This window comes from Rhodopirellula sp. P2 (assembly GCF_028768465.1).
Lineage (GTDB): Bacteria > Planctomycetota > Planctomycetia > Pirellulales > Pirellulaceae > Rhodopirellula.
The window spans coordinates 1762769-1783857 of record NZ_CP118225.1; the positions used below are offsets into that span (position 1 = coordinate 1762769).

Genomic DNA, 21089 nt, shown 5'->3' on the forward strand with positions numbered 1-21089 from the left:
ACGATGCGATTGTCACTGCGTTACCCGGAATTGTTTGGCAGTGCGGCGGCAGGGGGTGGCGGTTATGAAACCGAACGCAAAATCAGCGAGTCAGGAGGTCGCGAATCCGAGACACTGGTCTTTGCAAAAGGCGACAACACTTGGGATTTGGCACGCGGCTATTCCAAGACGAAGACCCCCGAGGTTGCTTGGATGATTTACGTTGGGACCCAAGGTTTCAACTACCAAAACAACCTGGAGTACATGAAGTTTCTGGCCTCGCTGGGGATCCCTTTTGAACGCATCGTTGTTCCGGAGGTTCCTCACTCGGGATTGAAAATCTACGAGCAACGCTGCGTTGAAATCATGCAATTCCACGCAGCGAATTTCCGCTGAGTCGAATGGCAACCGAGCGGGCGGGACGCTCCCGGTCGCTCGAACGAGTCTACGAAATACGACTCCAGCTGGTCTCGAACCGACGCTTCTGAGTCGCGGAGCGACGGCATTGGAACAGCCTTGGGTTTCAACCCAAGGTTCATTCGTACCAGAAACACCGCCCCAGTCGCGGAGCGACGACAGGTGGCAACAAGTGCGAACCCACCTGTCGCCGCTCCGCGGCTCGGAACCGGTGCAGGGTCAACAGGGACCTCGGGTTGAAACCCGAGGCTAGCAAATGTCACCGCTCTGCGGTTTGGGTGGAAAACATCTTGGGCGTTTCGCAGGCCAGTTCACTATTGGCGTTCCGACCGCGAATGCAATTTGTCTTCCGGCTTCTGTCTTTCTTCATCCCGGTAGGGATTTCAGATGGTAGCCGGGGGTTGCTGCGAAGCAGCTTACCCCCGGAAAACGAGCTCTCATAAAACTCTCCCTCCCGCCGTGGCCAATGGGCACGGCGGGAGGGAGAGTGGCGGCGTGGGGGGGAGTGTCCATCGGTGGCGCTATCGCTTACCGACGGCTACCATCTGACATCCCTACCGGGATGAAAGCTTGCGTCACTTGAAGTCGTGTCAACACCAACTTTTCAGCAGTCCAGTTTAATCCCTTTGGCGGAATCATGGATTTTCAATCAAGTAGCGCCACCCGTCACCACGGACGGACGGTTGAGTTTCCATTCAAGTAAACGCGCAAGCCGTCCTACGGTGCACGGGATTGTTATTTGTCGTCCTGGTTGTCCACGCTTGGATCGCAGGATATATCCAGTTTGTCCCAGCCATTCAGTGCAACGGGAGTGAAGTCTGGTGCGAAGACAACGCCGGCCGGATGTTCGTCGCTGGCACGATCCGCGAGTTCGGCAAACAAGGCAGAGAGCCAACGGAAGCCGCTAGCTGATCCGTGAATACGAAGATACGTTTGATTGATCAATTCCGTCTCGCCATCAAATCGGTTCGGTTGTTGATCGGTCGAAATTACAACAGAATTCGTGATCAGGTTCGAACCAAGTTTGAATGCGGAATCTGTCATAGGTTTCGATTCAGTTGTGTCGGACGTTCGTTCTTCAATCAAATAACCTGTTTCTCAGCAGTTGGACCGACTGAGATGAGGTGTTTGGGCGGTGAGAACAAGTCGAGCGTTTTGACTCCGCAGAGACTTGTTCTCAGTGAACCGGGACTTGTTCTCTGCGGGGCCTCCCCCCGCTGGGAGACTTCCAGTTTGCCCGATTCGCCGGGGCGATGCAAACCAAGGGATTGGCTGAGGCTGGGTGAGGTGGATGTTTGTGATTGTCCATTTTACTTTTTCAATGGACCCACGTGATCGCGTTCGACCTCCCCTCGCTTCGCTCGACCCTCCTGCCAGGAGGGTGAATTTGTTCTTCGGTAGGACGCCGTGGCCGCAGGGGATTGCCCTCCCCCGGAAATGTCGCCGAACGCTCGCTTTCCGACCCCTCCCGTTTGCAACGGGCGGGGTTCTTAAGATGTAGGCCAGGTTTCACCTGGCACCAAGCCGATGCTTGGGAACCAAGCGAGGCGTTCGGGCAACCTTTCATCGCGAGGGCGGTGTTGTTTGGCAAAGAGCCAGTGCCAGGTGGGACCTGGCCTACGAGGGGCAACGCGTCCGTCACAAACTGACGTAGTTGCAAGACTGTAGCCGGATTCGCCAAGAATTCGGAGCCTCACCAACTCGTGCCTCTGAATTCTGGCGAATCCAGCTACCAAGAGAGGCGTCCACCGCCATTCAGACCGCTTGCGCGATCAAGGCGGAGTCATCCATGGAATCGTCCGACCGGTCACGGGCCGATGGCATCGGCAAGACGGCCGGGGATTCGTCGGCACGGTCGTCCGCCGAATCCCCCAAAGCCATTTCGTCTTGCAGCGTTTCTGCCAATCGACGTCGCGCGGTGTGCAAACGACGCTTGATCGTTCCGACCGGGGCATCGAACGCATCGCTCATCTCAATCAACGATTGTCCATTGAGATAAAACGCGTTGAGCGTTTGACGGTCCAAGGTTCCCAGACGGGCGATCCCGCTTCGTACCGCCGCGGCTTGCTCACGGTCTTGCGCCACGTTTTCAGGCGTGGTGTCATCGACACAAGTGGCTTCCAGGGTTTCTGGATCGCAAGCGGTGGCGGTTCGTTGTCGGCTGAATCGATTGATCGCCATGCGGTGCACGATCTGACGCAACCATCCACCAAACGCTTCCGGCACGCGAAGTTGATCCAGTTTTTGCATCGCTTGGATGAACACGTCTTGGGTCAATTCTTCGGCTTCGTGCAGGTTGCGAACGCGACTGATCGCCAAAGCGACGATGATCGGTCGATACCGTTCGAACAAGTCACCAAATGCCAACTGGTCCCCGCCTTGAGCGGCGATCACCAATTGGGCCACGGTTTGACCCGAGGCAGATGGGGACGCGGAGTTGCGAACGATGGCGTTGCCGTCAGACGGCGAAACGGTGGTCGTGAAATCAGGGGTGATCTTCATGGTGTCCATCCTCCCGGGGTTCCGGGAATACTTTCCTGTTCAGGTCAGCCAAGCGACTGCCTGCTGAATTGTTTCAAACCAGTTGGAAAGCCCGATCGATGAATCCGAGTCGTCAGCGAGCCTCGTGTTCGGATGCGAGAACTTCGGCGATGCACCACGTTCTTGTCAGAAGTCTGTGAGGAAGACTTCTGCCATCGATGGGAACGATGGACGAAGGTGCAGGCGAGGTTCGGATCCGAGCGGGGCGCTGCCGATGCGAAACGCGATGGGCGGCATACGAAAAATCAACGGCGTGACCCAACGGGTCAGGCGTGCCAGAGACTTTTCGCGGCGTGCTTCAGTTCAATGCGAGGAAAAGGCGGGGGCCTTATCGCATGGACCTGTGACACGTTTGGTCGGTGGCAAAAGAAAACCGCCAGGGTTTCATTGCCGCAAAACTGGCTGCCAGAGGCTCCGGGGCGCTGGACCCCGGATAACCGAGGCCCTCCCACTGCAATGAGCAGGAATGGATGACGGCGCGCAGAGTCTCGGCAGCATTGGTACGCATGACAGCCACGATGTGGGAAATGCGGACAACACGTTGAGTCGAGATCAGGTTACGCATCGAATCCTCCCTGCGCCGATTTTCTCGGTGCGGTGATGGAGCTCAAAAACGGAAAAGTAAGGACATTAGAATTCGTTACAATCGCGAATCGGTCAACGGGTTGCTTCCCAGGACCGAACGCTTCATACAACTTCCCCGTCTCTACGAGGCGGAATGTCGCTGACTGGTTAGAGCTTCATTTCAGCAGAAGGTTCGCGGGAACACAAAGTTATTTTGTGAAAAGCACCAACTTTTTGATCGAAGGCGTGCGAAATACCGGCGAATTGCTGGCTCCGCTGCTCTTTCCACCGGTCTGCGTGTTGTGTGGCGAACTGACCGGACCGGCTTCGGTGCGGGGGAATTCCTCGGTGGATTCGTCTGTCACGCGGCGGCGATTCGCGTCCTTTTGCCAGCTCTGCGAAACCTCGCTGGTGCAGTCGGCTCCGACGATGCAGTCGGCTTGCCTGCGGTGTGCCTGGCCCGCTTCGGGACACAATGAGTTGGGGCAGGGCGAGTTGGGGCAGGGCGAGTTGCCGTGCCCGGAATGTGTGCGACGAGAAACGCCGTTTGCATTCGCGTCCGCCACGGCGGTTTATCGGTATCACGAGGTGGTTCGCCAAGCAATCATCGCGGCAAAGTACCCTCGCAACACGGCGATCGCACGCGAATTGGCAGTCCGGTTGGCGGATCGTTACCGCGTGGGAGAACCCCGTCGATTGGCGGATAGGCTCCAGTCATCTGGGCCCGAATCCCCCGGTCTCGATTCCCCCCGCCCCGAAGATCCGGGCTCCGAAGCTCTCTGCCCTGAACACCCCGCCCCCGAAAACCCCGGTTCGAAGGCGGAAGCGGAATCAGGGTGTTCGCTGGTCGTGACGCATGTGCCCAGCCCGTTTTGGCGTCAGTTTCGGCGGGGCGGTGTCGGGACTGGTTCGCTGGCCAGTCGCTTTGCCCGAGAGCTGAATTTCTCGTTTGGATCGCTGTTGGAAACCACTCGCTCAGTCCAAAAGCAGGCGTTCCTGGACGACATGGCTCGCCGCGAAAATGTGCGGGGAGCGTTCCAGGTTCGAAGGCGATGGAGAAAACGACTGCTGGGGCGGAATGTTCTTTTGGTCGATGATGTGATGACAACCGGCGCGACCGCCGATGAAATCTCTCGGGTGTTGTTGGATGCCGGTGCCGCCCGAGTGGATTTGCTGGTGGTTGCTCGGGCGATTCGTGACGCACCAAAATGAATGGTGGAGCGTATCCTTCCTTGCCGATTGGGTTGGTTGGGGCGAGTATGCGGGTTCGTGGATCGGCATTCCGTGTTAAAGTCTGTCGTGCGGTTGGACGCGGCGGCGGAAACAACGTCCCATTTCACGATGACTTCTCTTCCTGTTGGGGCGAAGTCCTTTTGGCGAGCGATCGTCCCAATGATCTTCTCATCCGGTTTTCCCGCACGATGACTGAATCGACCGACACTTCTCTCGAAAACCAAGGCGAAACCTCCACGCACCACAAAGGTGGTGCCCGCCGCGCGATCGTTCGCGGATTGGGTGTCGTTCTGCCACCGTTGTTGACAATTGTGGTGTTGATTTGGGCTTGGAATGCGATCGAAAACTATGTGTTGTTGCCGGTCGAGACTGGCATTCGACGCTTTGTTCTGATTCCAGCGGTGAGCGAGACATTCGAGCAACCACCGGAAGGTGCGATCGTCAATGATTCGCCGGACGGATCGCAGGGAAAGCTGAGTCAACGCGGCTTCACCTACAAAGGTCTGTCGTACGTTCCCGATCCAACTGGACGACGTTTTCTGCCGGGGTACGTGGTCCAGCGAGTTGATTCAGAGATCGATGCGTTTGGTCCCGCTGCGGTTCCACCCAACAGTGCGATGGGGTACTGGGATCGTTTCGTCCAGCTTCAGTACATGCCGCGATCGGTGGTCGTCCCGGTCTTCTTGATCGTGTTCTTCATGCTGCTGTATTTCCTCGGGCGTTTGTTCACCGGGGGAATCGGGCGATGGTTCGTGACGACGTTTGATGCCGCGATTCTGCGCATCCCGATCGTCAACAAGGTCTACGGGAGCGTGAAGCAGATCACCGACTTCGCGTTTGACGATCGGCAGATTGAGTTCAACCGCGTCGTCGCCATTCAGTACCCACGCGACGGCATTTGGTCGCTTGGATTTGTGACTGGCAATGGGATGCGTGAGGTTTCGGAGGCCGCCGGCGAACCGATGCTGAGCGTGTTGATGCCGACCAGCCCGATGCCGATGACCGGGTTCACGGTCAGCGTGCGCCGCAGCGAAGCGATCGACTTGAATTTGACCATTGATGAGGCCTTGCAGTTCATCGTCAGTTGCGGCGTGGTGGTTCCAATCAATCAGCGATACGACGTGCCCGGCGGGAAACCAGCCAAGCAGATCGTGGTGCCTGCGATTGGGGATGCCGTCGCCCGTGACGGCGCGACCTCACCGAGCACTTGAGAGGACAAATTGTTCTCAACCTTGCTCGGATAGCATTGGACCGTCTTTTCGTGCGGGACCGTGTCGCCGGTTCGGTCGCCGACGGAGGCCCTCCGTCGGCATCCCTCGATCTTGCCTCTGCTCAGAGACGTGATCACTCGTTCCAGGGCAGTTTGCAGACGCCCCATTGGCCAGCGTTTTCATCGACGGCGACCTCGATCGATGACAGTGCATTGCCGAATTGTTCTCGCGTTTGCTGGCGAACGTTTTCCGCAATCACACGAGCGATTTCTTCCGCCGTGGTGTTGATGACCGGCATGATGATGCAGTCTTCGTTCGGAAAGACCCAACGTCGCTCTCGGAAACGTGCGGTGGTTTCCGTCTCGTCCTGCGTGATCAGGATTTCTTTGTGATCACGTGGCAGGATCACGTGGTGATCGAGTGCCTGAGTCTGTTTCAGCACGGCATCGCGCAGGGCGATGAAGTCGACGACGTAGCGGTTCTCATCCAGCGGCCCTTCCACACTGACCCGGACGCCGTAGTTGTGCCCATGAATGCGCTCGCAGATGTCGCCCGCGAACGTGATGAAGTGTGCAGCAGAGAAAATGAATTGTTCTTTGGAGACGTCGACGCGAAACGTGGCTGACATGAAGTGATGGCGAAGGAAAAAGGAGTGGTGGAGGAAGCAGGGACACAGGAATGATTGAGCCGAATCCCGTGAGCGGTTTGGGCGTTGGCCTTGGCTGAGCGCGGGAACCGTGGCGAACGCCAAGCGGCTCACATACCCGATGACACCTGCGTACCTGTTTCGAAGTGGTGCCGGAACAATCATAGACGAGTGTCGGTTCGAGAGCACGTGACGCCCGTGTTCAGTTGAGGTTGTGCTAGCTTGCGCAACCAGATGGCTGGTTCGGGTTTGCTATTGGTTGATGCATTTGCGGGGTGATTTGAATGGATGCGTGGTTGGAGTGGCTCTCGGGGATGGAGTGGCAGCGTGTCGTCCCCGAAGTGCTCGGCAAAGCGGTGGGCGTTCTGCTGGGCATCGCGATCAGTTGGTGGGTGCTATTTCGGAAACGACTCAAGTATCTGGATCGGCTTCGCCGTGGCGACTCGGACGAGCTGCTGTTCCAGGCTCATTACTTGTTGCCGGTCGAGGGGGAAGACGGAACGGTGCAGTTGGTGTTTCGTAACGTTGCTCCGAGGCGAACCATCGACGATGCCTACGACAACCCTTCCGCCCGGGAGACGCTGCGTCAGTTGGCTCGTTCGACAACTTTGAATGCACCGATCGTGCCGACGGAAGGTCGAGTCGGGTTCGAGATTCTCAATGATGCTGCCAGCATTCTGACGGGGTGGCTTGCGACCTCCTCGATGCCGCGAAAAGTTTGGCTGTTCTGCATGACTTGCGAGGACCGGCATGTGGTTCGCAAAGAATGCATCCGGTGCTTTTTGTTCCAAGAGGACGAACTGCTTCGTTTCGCGGATTGGCGTTGGTGCCGCGATCAGGATGCGTGTCGAACGGCCTTGGCATTGGTTGCGAGACGTGACGCTGCACCGGATTGCTTGCTACCACCGGGATGAACAAATTGCCTTGCCGATTGTTCCTGACCGCAGTATCCCGCTGGTCGACGACCAGCGTCAGCACCGCCGGATCATGCGTTTGGCGCTGGGGGTCTGCGATTCGGAAGTGGCGACCAGCGAGCCGTGTCACGTGGATTGGGGCGATAAAGAACCCGTCTTGATCCAGCGGGGCGTGTTAATGTCCTCCCTGACGCCTTCGTTGCCTGGGAAGGGGAAGTGAGGGGGCTGAGTGCCACAGATGCTCAAATGACACACTACAATGTCGGCTCGTTCAGTCCGGAGCACGCACTCGCTGAAGGTGCTCGTTCCGGCTGACTCAATGCATTTGACACACGAGGATCACCGATGAAATCCGCCCGCTCTGTCGTCTCGTCCGCTATCACCCCGCCATCCCAGCCGAAATTGGGAGCGACCGTCGATCGTCGCCAATGGATGCAGTGGACCGGGGCCACCATGGGACTGGCTGCCACGTCGCACCTGAGTGCACCTGTGGCCCAAGCCGCCAAAGACATTGACCCTGACCGGCCGTTGAACTTGGCCGTCATTGGGATTGCCAATCGCGGTGCGGCCAACGTGGCCGGGGTGCAATCTCAAAACCTGGTCGCGCTTTGTGATGTCGATGCAAACTATTTGAAGGCGGGCGGCGAGCGATTCCCGAAAGCCAAGCTGTATCGCGATTACCGCGAAATGCTTCGCGAAGAGACCGAGTTGGATGGGGTGGTGATCAGCACGCCGGACCATCATCACGCCCCCGCAACCATTCGAGCGATTGAACAGGGGCTGAACGTCTACTGCGAAAAGCCTTTGACGCACACGGTTGCTGAGGCCCGCGCCATTCGGCTGGCGGCCAAGGAAGCCGGCGTGGTGACTCAAATGGGAACGCAAATTCATGCCGGTGGAAACTACCGCCGAGTGGTGGAGATGATCCAAGACGGAGTGATCGGCAACGTCACTCGCGTTCACGTGTGGGTTGGCAAGGGCTGGGGCGCAACCGAGTTGCCCAAGCCTCAAGGCGAGGCACCCGCCAACGTTGATTGGGATCTGTGGCTCGGCCCCGCACCCAAGATCGCGTACACGCCAGGTTTGCACCCTGCATCGTGGCGCCGATATCGTGCCTACGGCGCTGGCACACTTGGCGACATGGGATGTCACTACATTGACTTGCCGTTCTGGGCGTTGGGTTTGCATCTTCCATCGAGTGTTGTGGCGGATGGGCCACCTCCATCGGATGATTACTGCCCAACGGGTTTGAAGGTCCGCTATCACTTCGATGCAACCGACAAGCATGACGAGTTGGATCTGACTTGGTACGACGGTGATCGCTCGCCCAAGGAACTCGAAGGCATCTCGGTGCCGGGCAGCGGCGTGTTGTTTGTGGGCGACAAGGGAATGATGATCGCGACGTACGGCAGTTACACGTTGCTTCCGAAAGACAAATTTGCGGACTTCAAGCCGGCTGCCCCGCGGATCGCGGACTCGATCGGTCACCACATGGAATGGATCCAAGCCATCCGAGGGCAGGGCACGCCGCTGTGCCAATTTGATTACTCCGGCCCGTTGACTGAAACCGTTTTGCTGGGCACCGTCGCGCACCAGTGCGGTCGCGAGTTGAAATTCAATGCTTCGGACATGGTTTGCACGGGCGACGAACAGGCCACCTCGCTGTTGAGTAAAAACTACCGCGAGGGCTGGTCGGTGGATGCGGCAGCCACCGCGAACGTATAGACTGTTGCCCTCTTTCGCGGATCGGATGCGATTCGGTTCGTGAAGAATGATTGCGTGAACGACCGGCCGTTTCTGGGCGGTCGTTCACTTTTGGGTCTCATGCCCAACCCCGCCTCCAGCCCCACCCACTTTTCGTCTGTCCCCGCAAGATGAAATCTCCCTCCCACACTGACGCTCGCGATATGTCCCGTCTGTTCACTGCAGGCAATCGCTTGCAAGGCATCGTGCCTCCCTTGATCACTCCCCTGCGCGCTCGCGATGAGCTGGACCAGGAGGGACTGGAACGCTTGATCGAGCATGTCATCGACGGTGGGGTCTCCGGGATTTTTATCTTGGGAACAACGGGCGAAGCCCCCAGTCTGAGTTATCGATTGCGGCGTGAACTGATCACGACGACCACTCGATTGGTCTCTGGCCGTGTGCCTGTGTTGGTGGGAGTGACGGACACCGCGTTTGTGGAATCGACCTCACTGGCTCGTCATGCCGCGGATGCGGGAGCGGATGCAGCGGTCCTGACCACGCCGTACTATTTCCCTGCCGGCCAGACGGAACTGACGGCGTATGTTCAGAACATCGCTCCTGAAATTCCGTTGCCGTTGATGCTTTACAACATGCCGGGATTGACCAAGGTTTGGTACGAAATCGAAACCCTGAGAACGCTTTCAGAAATTCAGTCCATCGTGGGTGTCAAAGACAGCAGCGGTGACCTGGATTACTTCCGTCGTTTGTGCGAATTGCGAAACGAAGTCCGCGATGATTGGTCGGTCTTGCTGGGCCCCGAAGCCCTGCTGCCAGAGGCCCATCAATTGGGCGGCGATGGCGGTGTGTCGGGTGGGGCGAATGTGATGCCGCGTTGTTTCGTGGATTGTTACGAAGGCCTGAAGGCCAATGACGCGGCCAAGACGGAAGCGGCGATGGTCAAGATTCGGCGTTTTCAAGACATCTATGACGTTGGCAAGTACGCGTCGCGTCATATCAAAGCGACCAAGTGCGCGGCGTCGTTGTTGGGGATCTGCAGCGATCTCCCAGCCGACCCATTCCATCGCTTCTTTGAACCCGAGCGAGAGAAAGTGGCGGCGGTCCTGCGTGATTTGGGAATCCTATGATTGCGGCGATGGCATTCACTGGCCTGGACTACACGGTCCTGGTCGTTTACTTCGTCGCCATCATGGCGATGGGGTTTTATTTCTGGACCCGCAACCGTTCGGCGGATGATTTCTCCGCCGGTGGGCGATCCCTTCCGGGGTGGTTGTGTGGGCTGTCGATTTTCGCAACTTACTTGAGCAGCATCAGTTATCTGGCGCTGCCTGGGAAAGCGTTTGTCGACAACTGGAACGCGTTCATGTACTCGTTGGCGATTCCGATTGCGGCGGCGATCGCGGTGCATTGGTTCTTGCCGCTTTACCGAGAGAGCGGGGAAGTCTCGGCGTATTCGCTGCTGGAGCGGCGGTTTGGGCTTTGGGCGCGGCTCTTTGCCAGCGGGTTTTACCTGCTGTTTCAGATCGCTCGGATCGGCGTCGTGATGTACCTGATGGCGTTGCCGATGGCGGTTCTGTTTGGTTGGGACATTCGATTGGTCATCGCGTGCACCGGAGTGGTGGTCACGGTTTACTCGTTTGTCGGCGGGATCGTCGCGGTGATCTGGGCGGATGCGATTCAGGCGATTGTGTTGTTGGTCGGGGCGCTTTTGGCGTTGGCCATCTTGTTGTTGGGAATGCCTGGTGGACCCGCCGAAGTGTTGGCCGTTGCCAACGAAAACCACAAGTTCTCTTTGGGGGACAGTTCTCTCCTGGTGTCCGAATCGACGATCTGGGTCGTGTTGGCATTTGGATTGTTCGACAACCTGCGTAACTTTGGCATCGATCAAAGCTACGTGCAGCGGTACATCGCTTCTCGATCGGATCGCGAAGCGGCCAAGAGCGTTTGGGTGGGCGCACTGTTGTATGTCCCGGTCAGCGCGTTGTTTCTGTTCATTGGATCGTCGCTGTACGCCTACTACGAAGGGCATCCTCAAGATTTGGATGAGGTCCGGAGGATTGTTGCCGAACAAAAATTGATGCAGGCAGGCGTCCCCCTGGATGCCCCTGATTATTCACAGCAGTTGGCGGTGATGTCTTCGAGTTTGTCCGAAGGTGACTTGGGCGATCGGGTGTTCCCGCACTTCATCGCGGCTCACTTGCCCCAAGGTGTTCGTGGGCTGTTGATCGCAGCGATTTTCGCGGCCGCGATGAGCACCGTTTCGACTTCGCTGAATTCATCAGCGACGTTGGTGATGAGCGATTTTTACAGGCGGTTGTTTCGCCGGGATTCCACGGACGCGCAGAACATTGGCGTGTTGAGGCTGTCAACCATTGCGTGGGGAGCCATGGGAACCGCGATGGCACTGGCGTTGGTTCGATTGACTGACAGCACCCTGGATGTTTGGTGGACGTTGTCGGGCGTGTTGGGCGCCGGGATCGTCGGTTTGTTCTTGCTCGGGATCACCGTGCCGAGATTGCACGGGACACCTGCCATCACAGCTTTCGCGATTGGCGGTTCGGCAATCGCCTGGATGACGCTTTCGCAAACCAGCGTTTGGCCCGCAGCGTGGGAGGCTTATGCCAACCCGATGGATAAATTCATGACGATCGTGGTGGGCCCATGCTTGATGATCGGCTTGGGATTGTTGTTCACAACGATCGGGCTGACTGGTGATCAGGCTTCGCGAAAGGACTGGAGCGAAAGTTGAAGTCCCTTCAAGATGTGATTCGATGCCGCTTCATGCGCCGCTTCAGCATTCCCGTTTTGAATGGCGGTGAAGATCTTTTCGTGTTCGTTGCAGGTGTTCTCCATCACGTCGGCACCTTGGCGGTGCATCCAGATGCCAAACACGCGGGTCAAAATGTTGGACTGAGTGGAGGTTCGAACCAAAGTGTGGTTGCCGGTGGCTTCGACGATTCGCAAGTGAAAGTTGTGATCCGCCTGGTTGAATTGGTAGGCGATTTCCTGGCTTTCTTCCGGCGAGTTGGTTTGCTTCTGACGTTCCACCAACTCCCGCATCGTGTTGTATTCCTTCGCGATCAGCTGGATGTCTTCCGACGTCGAGCGTTCCGAAGCACGTGCGGAAGCGAAGGGTTCGATCAGGTTGCGAACCTCGTACAGTTCTTGCACTTCCGGTTCATTGATCGATCGCACAACGGCGCCGATTTGCGGCACCAATTCAACCATGCCTTCCGTCGCGAGCTGACCAGCGGCTTCGCGAACCGGGGTTGCGGACACGCCGATTTCTTTGCCGATCGGTCCATACAGCAACCTGGTGCCGGGTTTGAATTCACCCGAAATCAGTTTTTGACGCAGGTGATGATAGGCACGGCTGGCGTGCGTTTCGACTTGGTGACGCCCTGGAGTCATTGTCGTGAAGTGGGTGTGGGGAGGGACGAGATGGATCCGGGGCCGATGCGTCGGAACGCGATCGGGTCACTCATTCTACCAGCGAGACAACCTCGGTCCTATGCGTCTATAGATGACTGGCAGCGTTGCGATCGTGCCGAAGTCGATGCATTGACGACTGCCTCACAGCAGGCGAATCAAGCGGCCTCAGGGCAATGCCGTTCATGGGTGGCAGCATGATTTGTCAAGTCACTCACCGTCACCAGCATCATCACCTGACCAACGCGAATGTTTGGTCTTGGGATGGGAGTTGGATCTACTACGACATTCGCAGTGATGCAAACGGGGCCGTCTTTGATGGTTCACGAATCGAGCGTGTCAACACGATGACCAGCGAAGTGGAAGTGGTCTACGAAGCCCAGCGTGGTGCGTGCGTTGGTGTTGTGACCGCCAGTCCCACGGAAGATAAAATCGTTTTCATTCATGGACCAGAGGATCCAACGCCCGATTGGAACTACGCGGCCTGTCATCGCCGTGGTGTCATGATGCGTCCGGGGCAGACTTCATCGGTGCGGAACTTAGACGCTCGGGACGTTGTGGATCCTTACACGCCGGGGGCGCTTCGTGGTGGCAGTCACGTGCATGTCTTTGACAGCGAAGGCCAGTGGGTCAGTTTCACTTATGAGGATCATGTGCTGGCGATGGAGCCAGACGGCGGGCAGCTGAATCAACGCAATGTGGGTGTGTCGATTCCGCTTCGGCCTGTGTCGGTACCACGCACGCATCGCCGCAATCATGTGGGAGCGTTCTGGAGTGTTTTGGCGACGCGCACGCACGATCGTCCCGAACCGGGAACGGACCAAATTTGCAAAGCCTACGAAGACGCTTGGATTGCCAAAAAGAAGGGGCGGGTCCCAAGCGGCAAGACTTCAGCAAAGGCCTTGGCGTTTTTAGGCGACGTGGTCATTGAGACGGCCCCCATGCAAAGAGCAGGGGCAGCGCTCGGGGCGCAAGAGCATCTGCGGAAAACGGTGCCGGAATTGTTTGTCGTGGATTTGCCCGTTGATTGTTCCGGTGCGGGATCGGAACCTTTGCAAGGCACCGCGACCACGCGGCCGGCACCGCCAGTCGGAACGGTGCAGCGGCGTTTGACCCGCACCACCGATCGTCTGTATCCAGGCGTGGCCACGGATGTGCGGCATTGGCCACGGAGCAAACCCGATGGCAGCCAAATCTGTTTTCTGATGCGGGATGATCAAGCGGTGATTCAGTTGTGGTCGGTGTCACCGGATGGTGGATCCCCCAAGCAAATCACTGACGGAACCGAATCGGTCGCCTCCGCGTTTACAATTCATCCCGAAGGGAACCATGCCGCGTGTGTGATGGGGAACTCGGTATGTGAAGTCGACTTGAGCGATGGTCGTGTGGAGGTTTTGGCGGAAGGTGGAGGGCTGTTTCGCTGTTTGCCGTTTGCGGTGGTGTACTCGCCAGATGGAAGTCGCGTCGCCTTTGGGGGGGCGGTTTCAAGTGGCGACGAATCGTACAGCCAAGTCTTTGTGGCTGACTCAAAAACAGATTGAGTACCGCGGTCGATGAAACCTGTTGGACTGTAAAAATCAAACCTACCCGCCACTCTGGGCAATGTGTCTGGAGCGGCGAGCAACCTGAGAAAGAGAGAGCAACCATGAGTGTTTACAGACGGTCGTTGCAACCATGTACGTTGGCAATGGGATTGGCGTGGATGTTGTTGGTCCAAGGTGGGCAACTTTGGAGTGCGGACGAGAACCTGAAGCTGGAGCCGCTGAAGTACAACAACCCAGGGTTGGAAGTGGACTTGGGTGTGGGGCTTTGGGCTTACCCGCTGCCGATGGATTACGACGGCGATGGTGATTTGGATTTGTTGGTTGGTTGCCCTGACAAACCTTCCAATGGGACGTACTACTTCGAGAATTCAAGTCAGGACCCGAATGTCAAAATGCCGGTCTTCGAAGCACCGGTGCGACTCGGACGGGCTTTTCACAACATGTTGGCGAGTGAAGTCAACGGTGTGTCGCGGGTCTTGATTCCAGGCAAGTACTTTGCCCAGGATCCGTCGACAGGGAAATTTGATTTTGACAAACCCACTGGCATTTCCGCGCCGGCGAAGCCGCTGAGCACACCGGGCGCCCGGATTCGCGGCAACATGTGGCGTTACGTGGACTACGACGGCGATGGTGATCACGACTTGGTCGCTGGTGTCGGAGATTGGGCCGACTTGGTGTGGGATCATGCCTACGATGAGGCCGGCGATTGGAACAACGGACCGCTGCACGGTTATTTGTTCTTGATGTCCAACGTGGGGGATGATGCCAAGCCGGACTACAAGAAGCCCGAGATGATTGTCGCGGGCGATGAACCCATTGATGTTTTTGGGTGGCCGTGTGCGAGCTTCGTTGACTTCGACGGGGACGATGACCTGGACATGGTGGTCGGGAATTTTCTCGATTACTTCACGTACTTTGAGAACGTTGGGACTCGCGAAAAACCTCGTTATCAAACCGGGAAAGAGCTTCAGAATGTCGCTGGCGAACGGCTGACCATGCACTTGCAAATGATCACGCCGACCGCGATCGATTGGGACCGCGATGGTGATGCCGATTTGATCGTCGGGGATGAAGACGGTCGCGTTGCGTTCCTTGAAAACACTGGCGAACTTCGCGACGGGCAGCCTGTGTTTGAAAACCCTGTTTACTTTCGTCAGAAGGCCGACACGTTGAAGTTTGGTGCCCTGGCAACGCCCTATGTTTCCGATTGGGATCAAGACGGTGATGATGACATCATCTGCGGGAACACAGCGGGCAACATTGGGTGGTTCGAAAATCTCGGCGAGGGCGAAGGTGGTTTGCCGAAGTGGGCGGAGCCCGTGTTGCTGAACGTTCGGGGGGAGGACGGAACAGAAGAACCGTTTCGGATTTTGGCGGGCGAGAACGGATCGATCCAAGGTCCCTGCGAAGCCAAGTGGGGCTACACCACGTTGTCACTTGCGGATTGGGATGGTGATGGCGACGATGACATCATCTACAACTCGATCTTGTCCGAGGTCGGTGTGTTGCTCAATGAATCCGGGGTCTTGGTGGAGCGAGACTTGGAATCCGCTCCCGTCGAAAATCCACCGGCTTGGTATCCTTGGAAGCCAGCCACGAAGAGGTCTTTGACGCAGTGGCGGACAACGCCGGTCGCTCTGGACTTTGATGGCGATGATGAGCTGGATTTGGTGTTGATGGATCAGGAAGGGTATCTGACGCTGCGTCGTTCGGCGGGGGAAGCGGAACGATTGTTTGTCGATGAATCAGGGCTTCCGATTCGTTTGGCAGCCGGTACCGCCGGCCGATCGGGGCGTGTCAAAATCGCCGTTGCGGATTGGGATTCGGATGGGCGGTTGGATGTGTTGATCAACTCTGAGAATGTGACCTGGTATCGCAATGTGGCGGATCAAGACGGCAAAGTGGTGTTGAAACGCATCGGGAATTTGGCTCGCCGCAATGTCGCGGGGCACACGGCCAGTCCCGCGGTCTCGGACTTCAACCGAGATGGGAAGTGGGATCTGATCGTTGGAAGTGAAAACGGCCGGATCTACCACATTTTCCATGACGATTGCATTTCGTTTTCGAAAGCAGAGGTCGCCGGGAACGTGCAGTTTGAAAAAGCGTTGCCAGCACAGCCAGTTGATCCCAAGGTGGATCGCGAAGAGGCAATCACATTTGATTCCACGCGGGGACGAATTGCCGCTTGGATTGAATCGAACAAGGATGAGACGAAGTCCGACCTGGTTCGGTTCCGCTATCACGATGGGATCAAATGGTCCGGTCCAATCACGGTGCTTTGGGACCAACCCGAATCGGGAAAGGTCGAATGCACGAAGTTGCGTTTTGATTCCAGCAGCGAAGACGACCGAATCGTGCTGAAGTTTGAGGCACGCGTTGGCGATGCAACGCAAACCGTGTCGAAGATCAGCTACGATCGGGGGCGTTCGTTCCGCGATTCCAAGTGAGCTCTGCTCGCCAATTTTTTGATGGCTGATTGTTCACGATGGGTTCAGAGGGTCTGAACCCATCGCGGGCGAGTTTTTGTTTTTGCTTTTCATTCACACGATCCGACATCCTTATGCCTGTCATTGCTCTCGGTCTCGATTTTGGAACGGAGTCTGTGCGTGCCATCTTGGTGGATTCCGAGGGCCGCGAAGTGGGGTCTTCGGTCAGCCCGTTTGAGCATGGGCAGATCGTGGATTCGTTGCCGGGCAGTGAGGAACCGTTGCCAGAGCGATACGCGTTGCAGTGCCCTGCGGACTGGATTCAGTCCGCTGCGGTGGCGACGAAAGAGGCCCTGGCGAAGGCTGGTTTGACGGGGGAAGAGATCGTGGGCATTGGTGTGGACTTCACCAGTTGCACAATGTTGCCAGCCAAGCATGACGGGACGCCGCTGTGTGAGTTGGAGTCATTGAAGTCACGTCCGCTGGCTTGGCCAAAGCTGTGGAAGCACCATGGCGCACTGGAGCAAGCCGACCGGATGACTTCGATCGCCAGGGAACGGGGCGAGTCCTTTTTGCGACGGTATGGCGGTGTGATTGGATTGGAATGGTTCTTTCCAAAAATGCTGGAGACGATTGAACAAGCTCCTGACATCGCCGAGTGTGCCGACGTGTGGTTGGAGGCGGGCGATTGGTTCGTGTGGCGGCTGGTTGGTGGTGACAGCGATTCGTTGGTCCGTTCGACCTGTCAGGCGGGTTACAAAGCGATGTGGTCGGCAGACGAAGGTTATCCATCGCAAGACTATTTCCAGGCCGTTCATCCGAAGCTTGCCGAGGCGTTTGCCAAGCGGATGCCTGGTCAATCGGCGGAGCAAATGCGGTCGCCGGGCGAGGTGGCAGGGGAGCTGACAGAAGCGATGGCAACCCAGTTTGGATTGCCCGCTGGAGTTCCCGTGTCGGCAGCAATCATTGACGCTCACGCCGGTGTGCCGGGAGTGGGCGCGGCGGAACCGGGGACGCTGGTGATGGTGCTGGGGACCAGCAGTTGTCATATGCTCAATGCGACCAAGATGGTGGACATGCCCGGTGTGGCTGGCGTTGTGGAGGGCGGTATTTTGCCGGGGTTGTTCGGTTATGAAACCGGGCAGGCGGCAGTCGGGGATGCGTTTGCGTGGTTGCGAAAGCTCTTGAATCGGGATTCGTTTGATGACTTGGCCGAGGAAGCGATGAGGTTGCCTCCCGGTGCCGAGGGGGTCTCGTGTTTGGATTGGATGAATGGTTGCCGGACGCCGCTGATGGATGGTTCCGTTCGCGGGGCTTTCACAGGGTTGGGGATGCAACATGGTCCCGCTCATCTTTACCTGGCTTTGATGGAAGCGTCTGCCTTTGGTGTCCGCTGGATCGTGGAGATGCTCCGTCATGGGGACGCCGATCTTCCGGAGTCGAATCAGGCAGAGCAGGGCAGTTCCAGCAACCGTGGTGTGCCGATCGATCGCATCATCGCCACCGGTGGTTTGCCACATCACAACCGAGCCTTCGTGGAGGTTTATGCGGACGTGCTGGGGATGCCGATTGAAATTCATCCCTCCTCGCAGGGGCCAGCTGTTGGTGCGGCGGTTCTGGGGATGGTTGCGGCTGGTCCAGAGAAGACGCCGTTTTCCAGCATCGCCGAGGCCGCGACCGCGATGGCTGCGGTTCCGGAAGATCAGCGTGATTTGATTCTGCCTCGCTTGGAACGAACGCAAGCTTACGATGTGCTGTACCGACGCTATCGGCAATTGGCCCTAGCGGTCGCTCAACAACAAATTTGAAATTCACTTCCTACTTTTCACTGGCTGACGAGACGATGCCTCAAACGATCACACTGATTGCCTCCGGCGACTTACGAGATTCCGCGAACCAGGTTTGCTGGGAGGCCCAGAAAGAAATGGAGTCGCGGTTGATCGCTGCGATTGAATCTTTTGGCCACCAAGTCAGTCGGGGGCACGAGTTTGATGAAGCTCGCGGGCATGGATTCATTCGGTCGCAGCGGCAGGGAATGGATGTGTTCCGGACCATTGACCCCACCGCCCCGCTGATTGTGGCGGAAGCGGTCTGGCAATACTCGCATCATGTTCTGGCGGGGTTGATGACGCATCGGGGACCGATCTTGACGGTGGCGAACTGGTCAGGGCAGTGGCCGGGGTTGGTCGGATTGCTGAACCTCAATGGGTCGCTCACCAAAGCCGGGGTTCAGTACAGTTCGCTGTGGAGCGAAGAGTTCTCGGACGCCTTGTTCCTGGGCAAGCTGAAGAGTTGGTTGGACACGGGATCTGTCTTGCATGAAATGGATCATGTGACGCCATTCGAAATCACCAGTTGCGATGCAAACGCACGCGAGAAGGCGTTGGAAATCGCAGAAACGATTCAACGCGAAAAGGCGATTTTGGGAGTGTTCGACGAAGGCTGCATGGGAATGTTCAATGCCATCATTCCTGACCACCTGCTTCATGCGACGGGAGTCTTCAAAGAGCGATTGAGTCAATCGGCGCTCTATCATGAGTCGCAACAGGTCAGTGACGAAGAGGCTCAGGCCGTTCGCGATTGGTTGAATCAGGCGGGAATGAAATTCCATACTGGGCCCAATCACGAAATCGATCTCACCGACGCACAGATTCTCGGTCAGTGTCGCGTCTACATCGCAGCGATGCGAATTGCGGACGACTTTGGTTGCGATGCCATCGGGATTCAGTACCAGCAGGGATTGAAGGACTTGTTGCCTGCCAGTGATTTGGTCGAGGGCATGCTCAATGATTCCGTCCGGCCGCCCGTCTTCTCACGCGATGGATCTCGGGAGCTGTACCCGGGGGCACCCCTGACACACTTCAACGAGGTCGATGAGTGTGCGGGACTGGATGGGCTGATTACCAACCGGGTTCATCAAGCGTTGGGGCAGCCGGTCGAGAACACGCTGCACGATTTGCGTTGGTCTGATCGCGATGCCAGCGGCACGACGGAAGAAGAGGTTTGGGTGTTGGAGATCAGCGGCGCTGTTCCTGCCTCTCACTTTCAAAACGGTTGGGCGGATGCCGAAGGGTTCCGCCAGCCACCGATGTACTTTCCATCAGGCGGAAGCACCGTTCGAGGTGTCTCGAAGCCCGGTGAAGTGGTTTGGTCACGAATCTTTGTCGCTGACGATCGACTGCACATGGATTTAGGGCGGGCAACGGCGATCGAATTGCCAGCGGAAGAAACGCAGCGACGCTGGGATTCAACGACGCCTCAGTGGCCGATCATGCACGCGGTTCTGCACGGGGTTTCGCGAGATGAAATGATGGCGCGTCACAAAGCCAATCACATCCAAGTTGCCTACGCAAACTCGGCGGAAGAAGCGGACTTGGCGATGAAAACCAAGGCCTCGGTCGCGGATCAGTTGGGCATGGTTGTCAGCTACTGCGGCGTGCGTCCGGACGCCCCTTGAACGAACACGCCACGTTGAGACCCTTTTGTAACCACCCTCCAGGGGCTTCCTTGGTAACCGGAGAAATGAAATGACAGTGAGACAATCGAATTCAACATTCCAAACCGCTGCCTGGTTGGCCCTCGTTTGCGGCCTGTTCATGTTCAGCAGTGTTGGGGCGGGGACGGTCGTCGCCGATGAGTCGTTCACCGCGATGACCTACAACATCCGCTACTTGAATTCCCACGATCGACTTGATCTTTGGTCGATGCGACGTTCGAAAGTGATTGAAACCATCGCGTCTTCGGATGTTGTTGGTCTGCAAGAAGTCACGGTGAAGCAGCTGCACGATGTCCAGGAAGGCACGCCCGAGTGGACTTGGTATGGGGTCGGACGAGACGACGGAAAAGAAGGCGGGGAGTTCGCTCCCATCGGATATCGCCATGATCGATTCGAAGCGTTGGACCGTGGAACGCTGTGGTTGTCGGACACGCCGGCCGTGGTGGGATCCAAAGGCTGGGACGCGGCGTTGCCTCGCACGATGACCTGGATCGTGCTGCGACGGAAAGCGGATCGAGCCGAATTCTTGGTGATCAATTCCCACTTTGATCACCGGGGATCGCAGGCACGCGAAGAATCGGGGCGTCTGGTCGCCGAGGAGGTGGATCAGCGAGCCGAGAGTTTGCCGGTGATCGTGATGGGCGATTTCAATGCGACGTCCGAGTCCGCGCCTTTGAAAGCGTTGCAGGCGGGGAAGCGAGTGCCGTTGCTGGATGCTCGCGACATGGTCGAAGGGAAGCCCACCGGTCCGACTGGAACTTGGAATGGATTCAAAGCCATTCAGCCCGATCGACGGATTGATCACGTGCTGGTCAGCGATCGTGTCGCCGTGCAGGAATACAAGACGCTGGATCCGCGAACCGAAGGCGGCCGGTTCGCAAGTGATCACTTGCCGATTGTGATTCGCGTTGAGCTGAAGTAGAGCGGCCCTGGGCGGTTTCCTCTGGCAGGAAAGGCTGACCTTGGGTTGAAAACCCAAGGCTTT

At 57.4% G+C, this 21089-nt stretch carries 17 protein-coding genes; 13 read left to right on the forward strand and 4 right to left on the reverse strand.

Annotated elements, in window-relative coordinates:
* Positions 1 to 3: 3 nt before the first annotated feature.
* The gene (locus tag PSR62_RS06100; protein ID WP_274406925.1) at positions 4 to 375 is read left to right on the forward strand and encodes a hypothetical protein; all 372 of its coding nucleotides are present in this window, start codon (positions 4 to 6) and stop codon (positions 373 to 375) included.
* A 756-nt stretch (positions 376 to 1131) separates the two neighbouring features.
* On the opposite strand, the gene PSR62_RS06105 is transcribed toward PSR62_RS06100, so the two are convergent.
* Together PSR62_RS06105 and PSR62_RS06110 are read right to left on the reverse strand one after the other, a co-directional pair.
* A complete protein-coding gene (locus tag PSR62_RS06105) occupies positions 1132 to 1440 on the reverse strand; it encodes a hypothetical protein (RefSeq protein WP_274406926.1) in 309 nt (102 codons plus the stop codon).
* Positions 1441 to 2151: 711 nt separating this feature from the next.
* Positions 2152 to 2907: an RNA polymerase sigma factor gene (locus tag PSR62_RS06110; RefSeq protein WP_338020141.1), complete on the reverse strand. Its 756-nt coding sequence runs from the start codon at positions 2905 to 2907 to the stop codon at positions 2152 to 2154.
* Between the two features lie 810 nt (positions 2908 to 3717).
* On the opposite strand from PSR62_RS06110, the gene PSR62_RS06115 reads away from it, so the two are divergent.
* Together PSR62_RS06115 and PSR62_RS06120 are read left to right on the forward strand one after the other, a co-directional pair.
* Entirely contained in the window at positions 3718 to 4713 is a 996-nt protein-coding gene (locus tag PSR62_RS06115; RefSeq protein WP_274406929.1) for a ComF family protein, read from the forward strand.
* A gap of 47 nt (positions 4714 to 4760) precedes the next feature.
* The gene (locus PSR62_RS06120; protein ID WP_274406930.1) at positions 4761 to 5945 is read left to right on the forward strand and encodes a DUF502 domain-containing protein; all 1185 of its coding nucleotides are present in this window, start codon (positions 4761 to 4763) and stop codon (positions 5943 to 5945) included.
* A 133-nt stretch (positions 5946 to 6078) separates the two neighbouring features.
* Here PSR62_RS06120 and PSR62_RS06125 read toward each other — a convergent pair whose 3' ends face one another.
* Positions 6079 to 6573: a 6-pyruvoyl trahydropterin synthase family protein gene (locus PSR62_RS06125; protein WP_274406931.1), complete on the reverse strand. Its 495-nt coding sequence runs from the start codon at positions 6571 to 6573 to the stop codon at positions 6079 to 6081.
* A 302-nt stretch (positions 6574 to 6875) separates the two neighbouring features.
* On the opposite strand from PSR62_RS06125, the gene PSR62_RS06130 reads away from it, so the two are divergent.
* The 5 genes from PSR62_RS06130 to PSR62_RS06150 all read left to right on the forward strand — a co-directional run bounded on the left by PSR62_RS06130 (position 6876) and on the right by PSR62_RS06150 (position 11958).
* Positions 6876 to 7505 carry a hypothetical protein gene (locus PSR62_RS06130; RefSeq protein ID WP_274406932.1) on the forward strand — a complete coding sequence of 210 codons (630 nt, stop codon included), beginning with the start codon at positions 6876 to 6878 and terminating at the stop codon, positions 7503 to 7505.
* A 10-nt stretch (positions 7506 to 7515) separates the two neighbouring features.
* Positions 7516 to 7725: a hypothetical protein gene (locus PSR62_RS06135; RefSeq protein WP_274406933.1), complete on the forward strand. Its 210-nt coding sequence runs from the start codon at positions 7516 to 7518 to the stop codon at positions 7723 to 7725.
* 125 nt (positions 7726 to 7850) lie between these two features.
* Positions 7851 to 9230: a Gfo/Idh/MocA family protein gene (locus PSR62_RS06140; RefSeq protein ID WP_274406934.1), complete on the forward strand. Its 1380-nt coding sequence runs from the start codon at positions 7851 to 7853 to the stop codon at positions 9228 to 9230.
* A 182-nt stretch (positions 9231 to 9412) separates the two neighbouring features.
* A complete protein-coding gene (locus PSR62_RS06145) occupies positions 9413 to 10336 on the forward strand; it encodes a dihydrodipicolinate synthase family protein (RefSeq protein WP_274408174.1) in 924 nt (307 codons plus the stop codon).
* 8 nt (positions 10337 to 10344) lie between these two features.
* A complete protein-coding gene (locus tag PSR62_RS06150; protein WP_274406935.1) occupies positions 10345 to 11958 on the forward strand; it encodes a sodium:solute symporter in 1614 nt (537 codons plus the stop codon).
* On the opposite strand, the gene PSR62_RS06155 is transcribed toward PSR62_RS06150, so the two are convergent.
* Positions 11925 to 12620, reverse strand: a complete 696-nt coding sequence (locus PSR62_RS06155) for a GntR family transcriptional regulator (protein ID WP_274406936.1) — start codon at positions 12618 to 12620, stop codon at positions 11925 to 11927. The genes PSR62_RS06150 and PSR62_RS06155 overlap by 34 nt on opposite strands.
* Before the next feature lie 215 nt (positions 12621 to 12835).
* Between PSR62_RS06155 and PSR62_RS06160 the strand changes: the two genes are divergently transcribed.
* From PSR62_RS06160 to PSR62_RS06180, 5 genes are all read left to right on the forward strand, one after another.
* Positions 12836 to 14179, forward strand: a complete 1344-nt coding sequence (locus PSR62_RS06160) for a DUF3748 domain-containing protein (protein WP_274406937.1) — start codon at positions 12836 to 12838, stop codon at positions 14177 to 14179.
* A 146-nt stretch (positions 14180 to 14325) separates the two neighbouring features.
* Complete coding sequence (locus PSR62_RS06165; RefSeq protein WP_443217402.1) at positions 14326 to 16629, forward strand: FG-GAP repeat domain-containing protein; 2304 nt, start codon at positions 14326 to 14328, stop codon at positions 16627 to 16629.
* 113 nt (positions 16630 to 16742) lie between these two features.
* Entirely contained in the window at positions 16743 to 18416 is a 1674-nt protein-coding gene (locus PSR62_RS06170) for a ribulokinase (RefSeq protein ID WP_274406939.1), read from the forward strand.
* A 20-nt stretch (positions 18417 to 18436) separates the two neighbouring features.
* Positions 18437 to 20065, forward strand: coding sequence for an L-fucose/L-arabinose isomerase family protein (locus tag PSR62_RS06175; protein WP_338020174.1), 1629 nt, complete (start codon positions 18437 to 18439; stop codon positions 20063 to 20065).
* Positions 20066 to 20135: 70 nt separating this feature from the next.
* Positions 20136 to 21026, forward strand: a complete 891-nt coding sequence (locus PSR62_RS06180) for an endonuclease/exonuclease/phosphatase family protein (protein ID WP_274406941.1) — start codon at positions 20136 to 20138, stop codon at positions 21024 to 21026.
* The last annotated feature ends 63 nt before the right edge of the window (positions 21027 to 21089 follow it).

Excerpts from the sequence above, each read along its gene's own strand:
- PSR62_RS06100 (WP_274406925.1), top strand. The coding sequence starts at position 4 with ATGCGATTGTCACTGCGTTACCCGGAATTGTTTGGCAGTGCGGCGGCA.
- PSR62_RS06165 (WP_443217402.1), top strand. The coding sequence starts at position 14,326 with ATGGGATTGGCGTGGATGTTGTTGGTCCAAGGTGGGCAACTTTGGAGT.
- PSR62_RS06105 (WP_274406926.1), bottom strand. The coding sequence starts at position 1,440 with ATGACAGATTCCGCATTCAAACTTGGTTCGAACCTGATCACGAATTCT.
- PSR62_RS06140 (WP_274406934.1), top strand. The coding sequence starts at position 7,851 with ATGAAATCCGCCCGCTCTGTCGTCTCGTCCGCTATCACCCCGCCATCC.
- PSR62_RS06180 (WP_274406941.1), top strand. The coding sequence starts at position 20,136 with ATGACAGTGAGACAATCGAATTCAACATTCCAAACCGCTGCCTGGTTG.
- PSR62_RS06120 (WP_274406930.1), top strand. The coding sequence starts at position 4,761 with ATGCGGGTTCGTGGATCGGCATTCCGTGTTAAAGTCTGTCGTGCGGTT.
- PSR62_RS06155 (WP_274406936.1), bottom strand. The coding sequence starts at position 12,620 with ATGACTCCAGGGCGTCACCAAGTCGAAACGCACGCCAGCCGTGCCTAT.
- PSR62_RS06110 (WP_338020141.1), bottom strand. The coding sequence starts at position 2,907 with ATGGACACCATGAAGATCACCCCTGATTTCACGACCACCGTTTCGCCG.
- PSR62_RS06150 (WP_274406935.1), top strand. The coding sequence starts at position 10,345 with ATGGCATTCACTGGCCTGGACTACACGGTCCTGGTCGTTTACTTCGTC.
- PSR62_RS06145 (WP_274408174.1), top strand. The coding sequence starts at position 9,413 with ATGTCCCGTCTGTTCACTGCAGGCAATCGCTTGCAAGGCATCGTGCCT.
- PSR62_RS06130 (WP_274406932.1), top strand. The coding sequence starts at position 6,876 with ATGGATGCGTGGTTGGAGTGGCTCTCGGGGATGGAGTGGCAGCGTGTC.
- PSR62_RS06160 (WP_274406937.1), top strand. The coding sequence starts at position 12,836 with ATGATTTGTCAAGTCACTCACCGTCACCAGCATCATCACCTGACCAAC.
- PSR62_RS06170 (WP_274406939.1), top strand. The coding sequence starts at position 16,743 with ATGCCTGTCATTGCTCTCGGTCTCGATTTTGGAACGGAGTCTGTGCGT.
- PSR62_RS06125 (WP_274406931.1), bottom strand. The coding sequence starts at position 6,573 with ATGTCAGCCACGTTTCGCGTCGACGTCTCCAAAGAACAATTCATTTTC.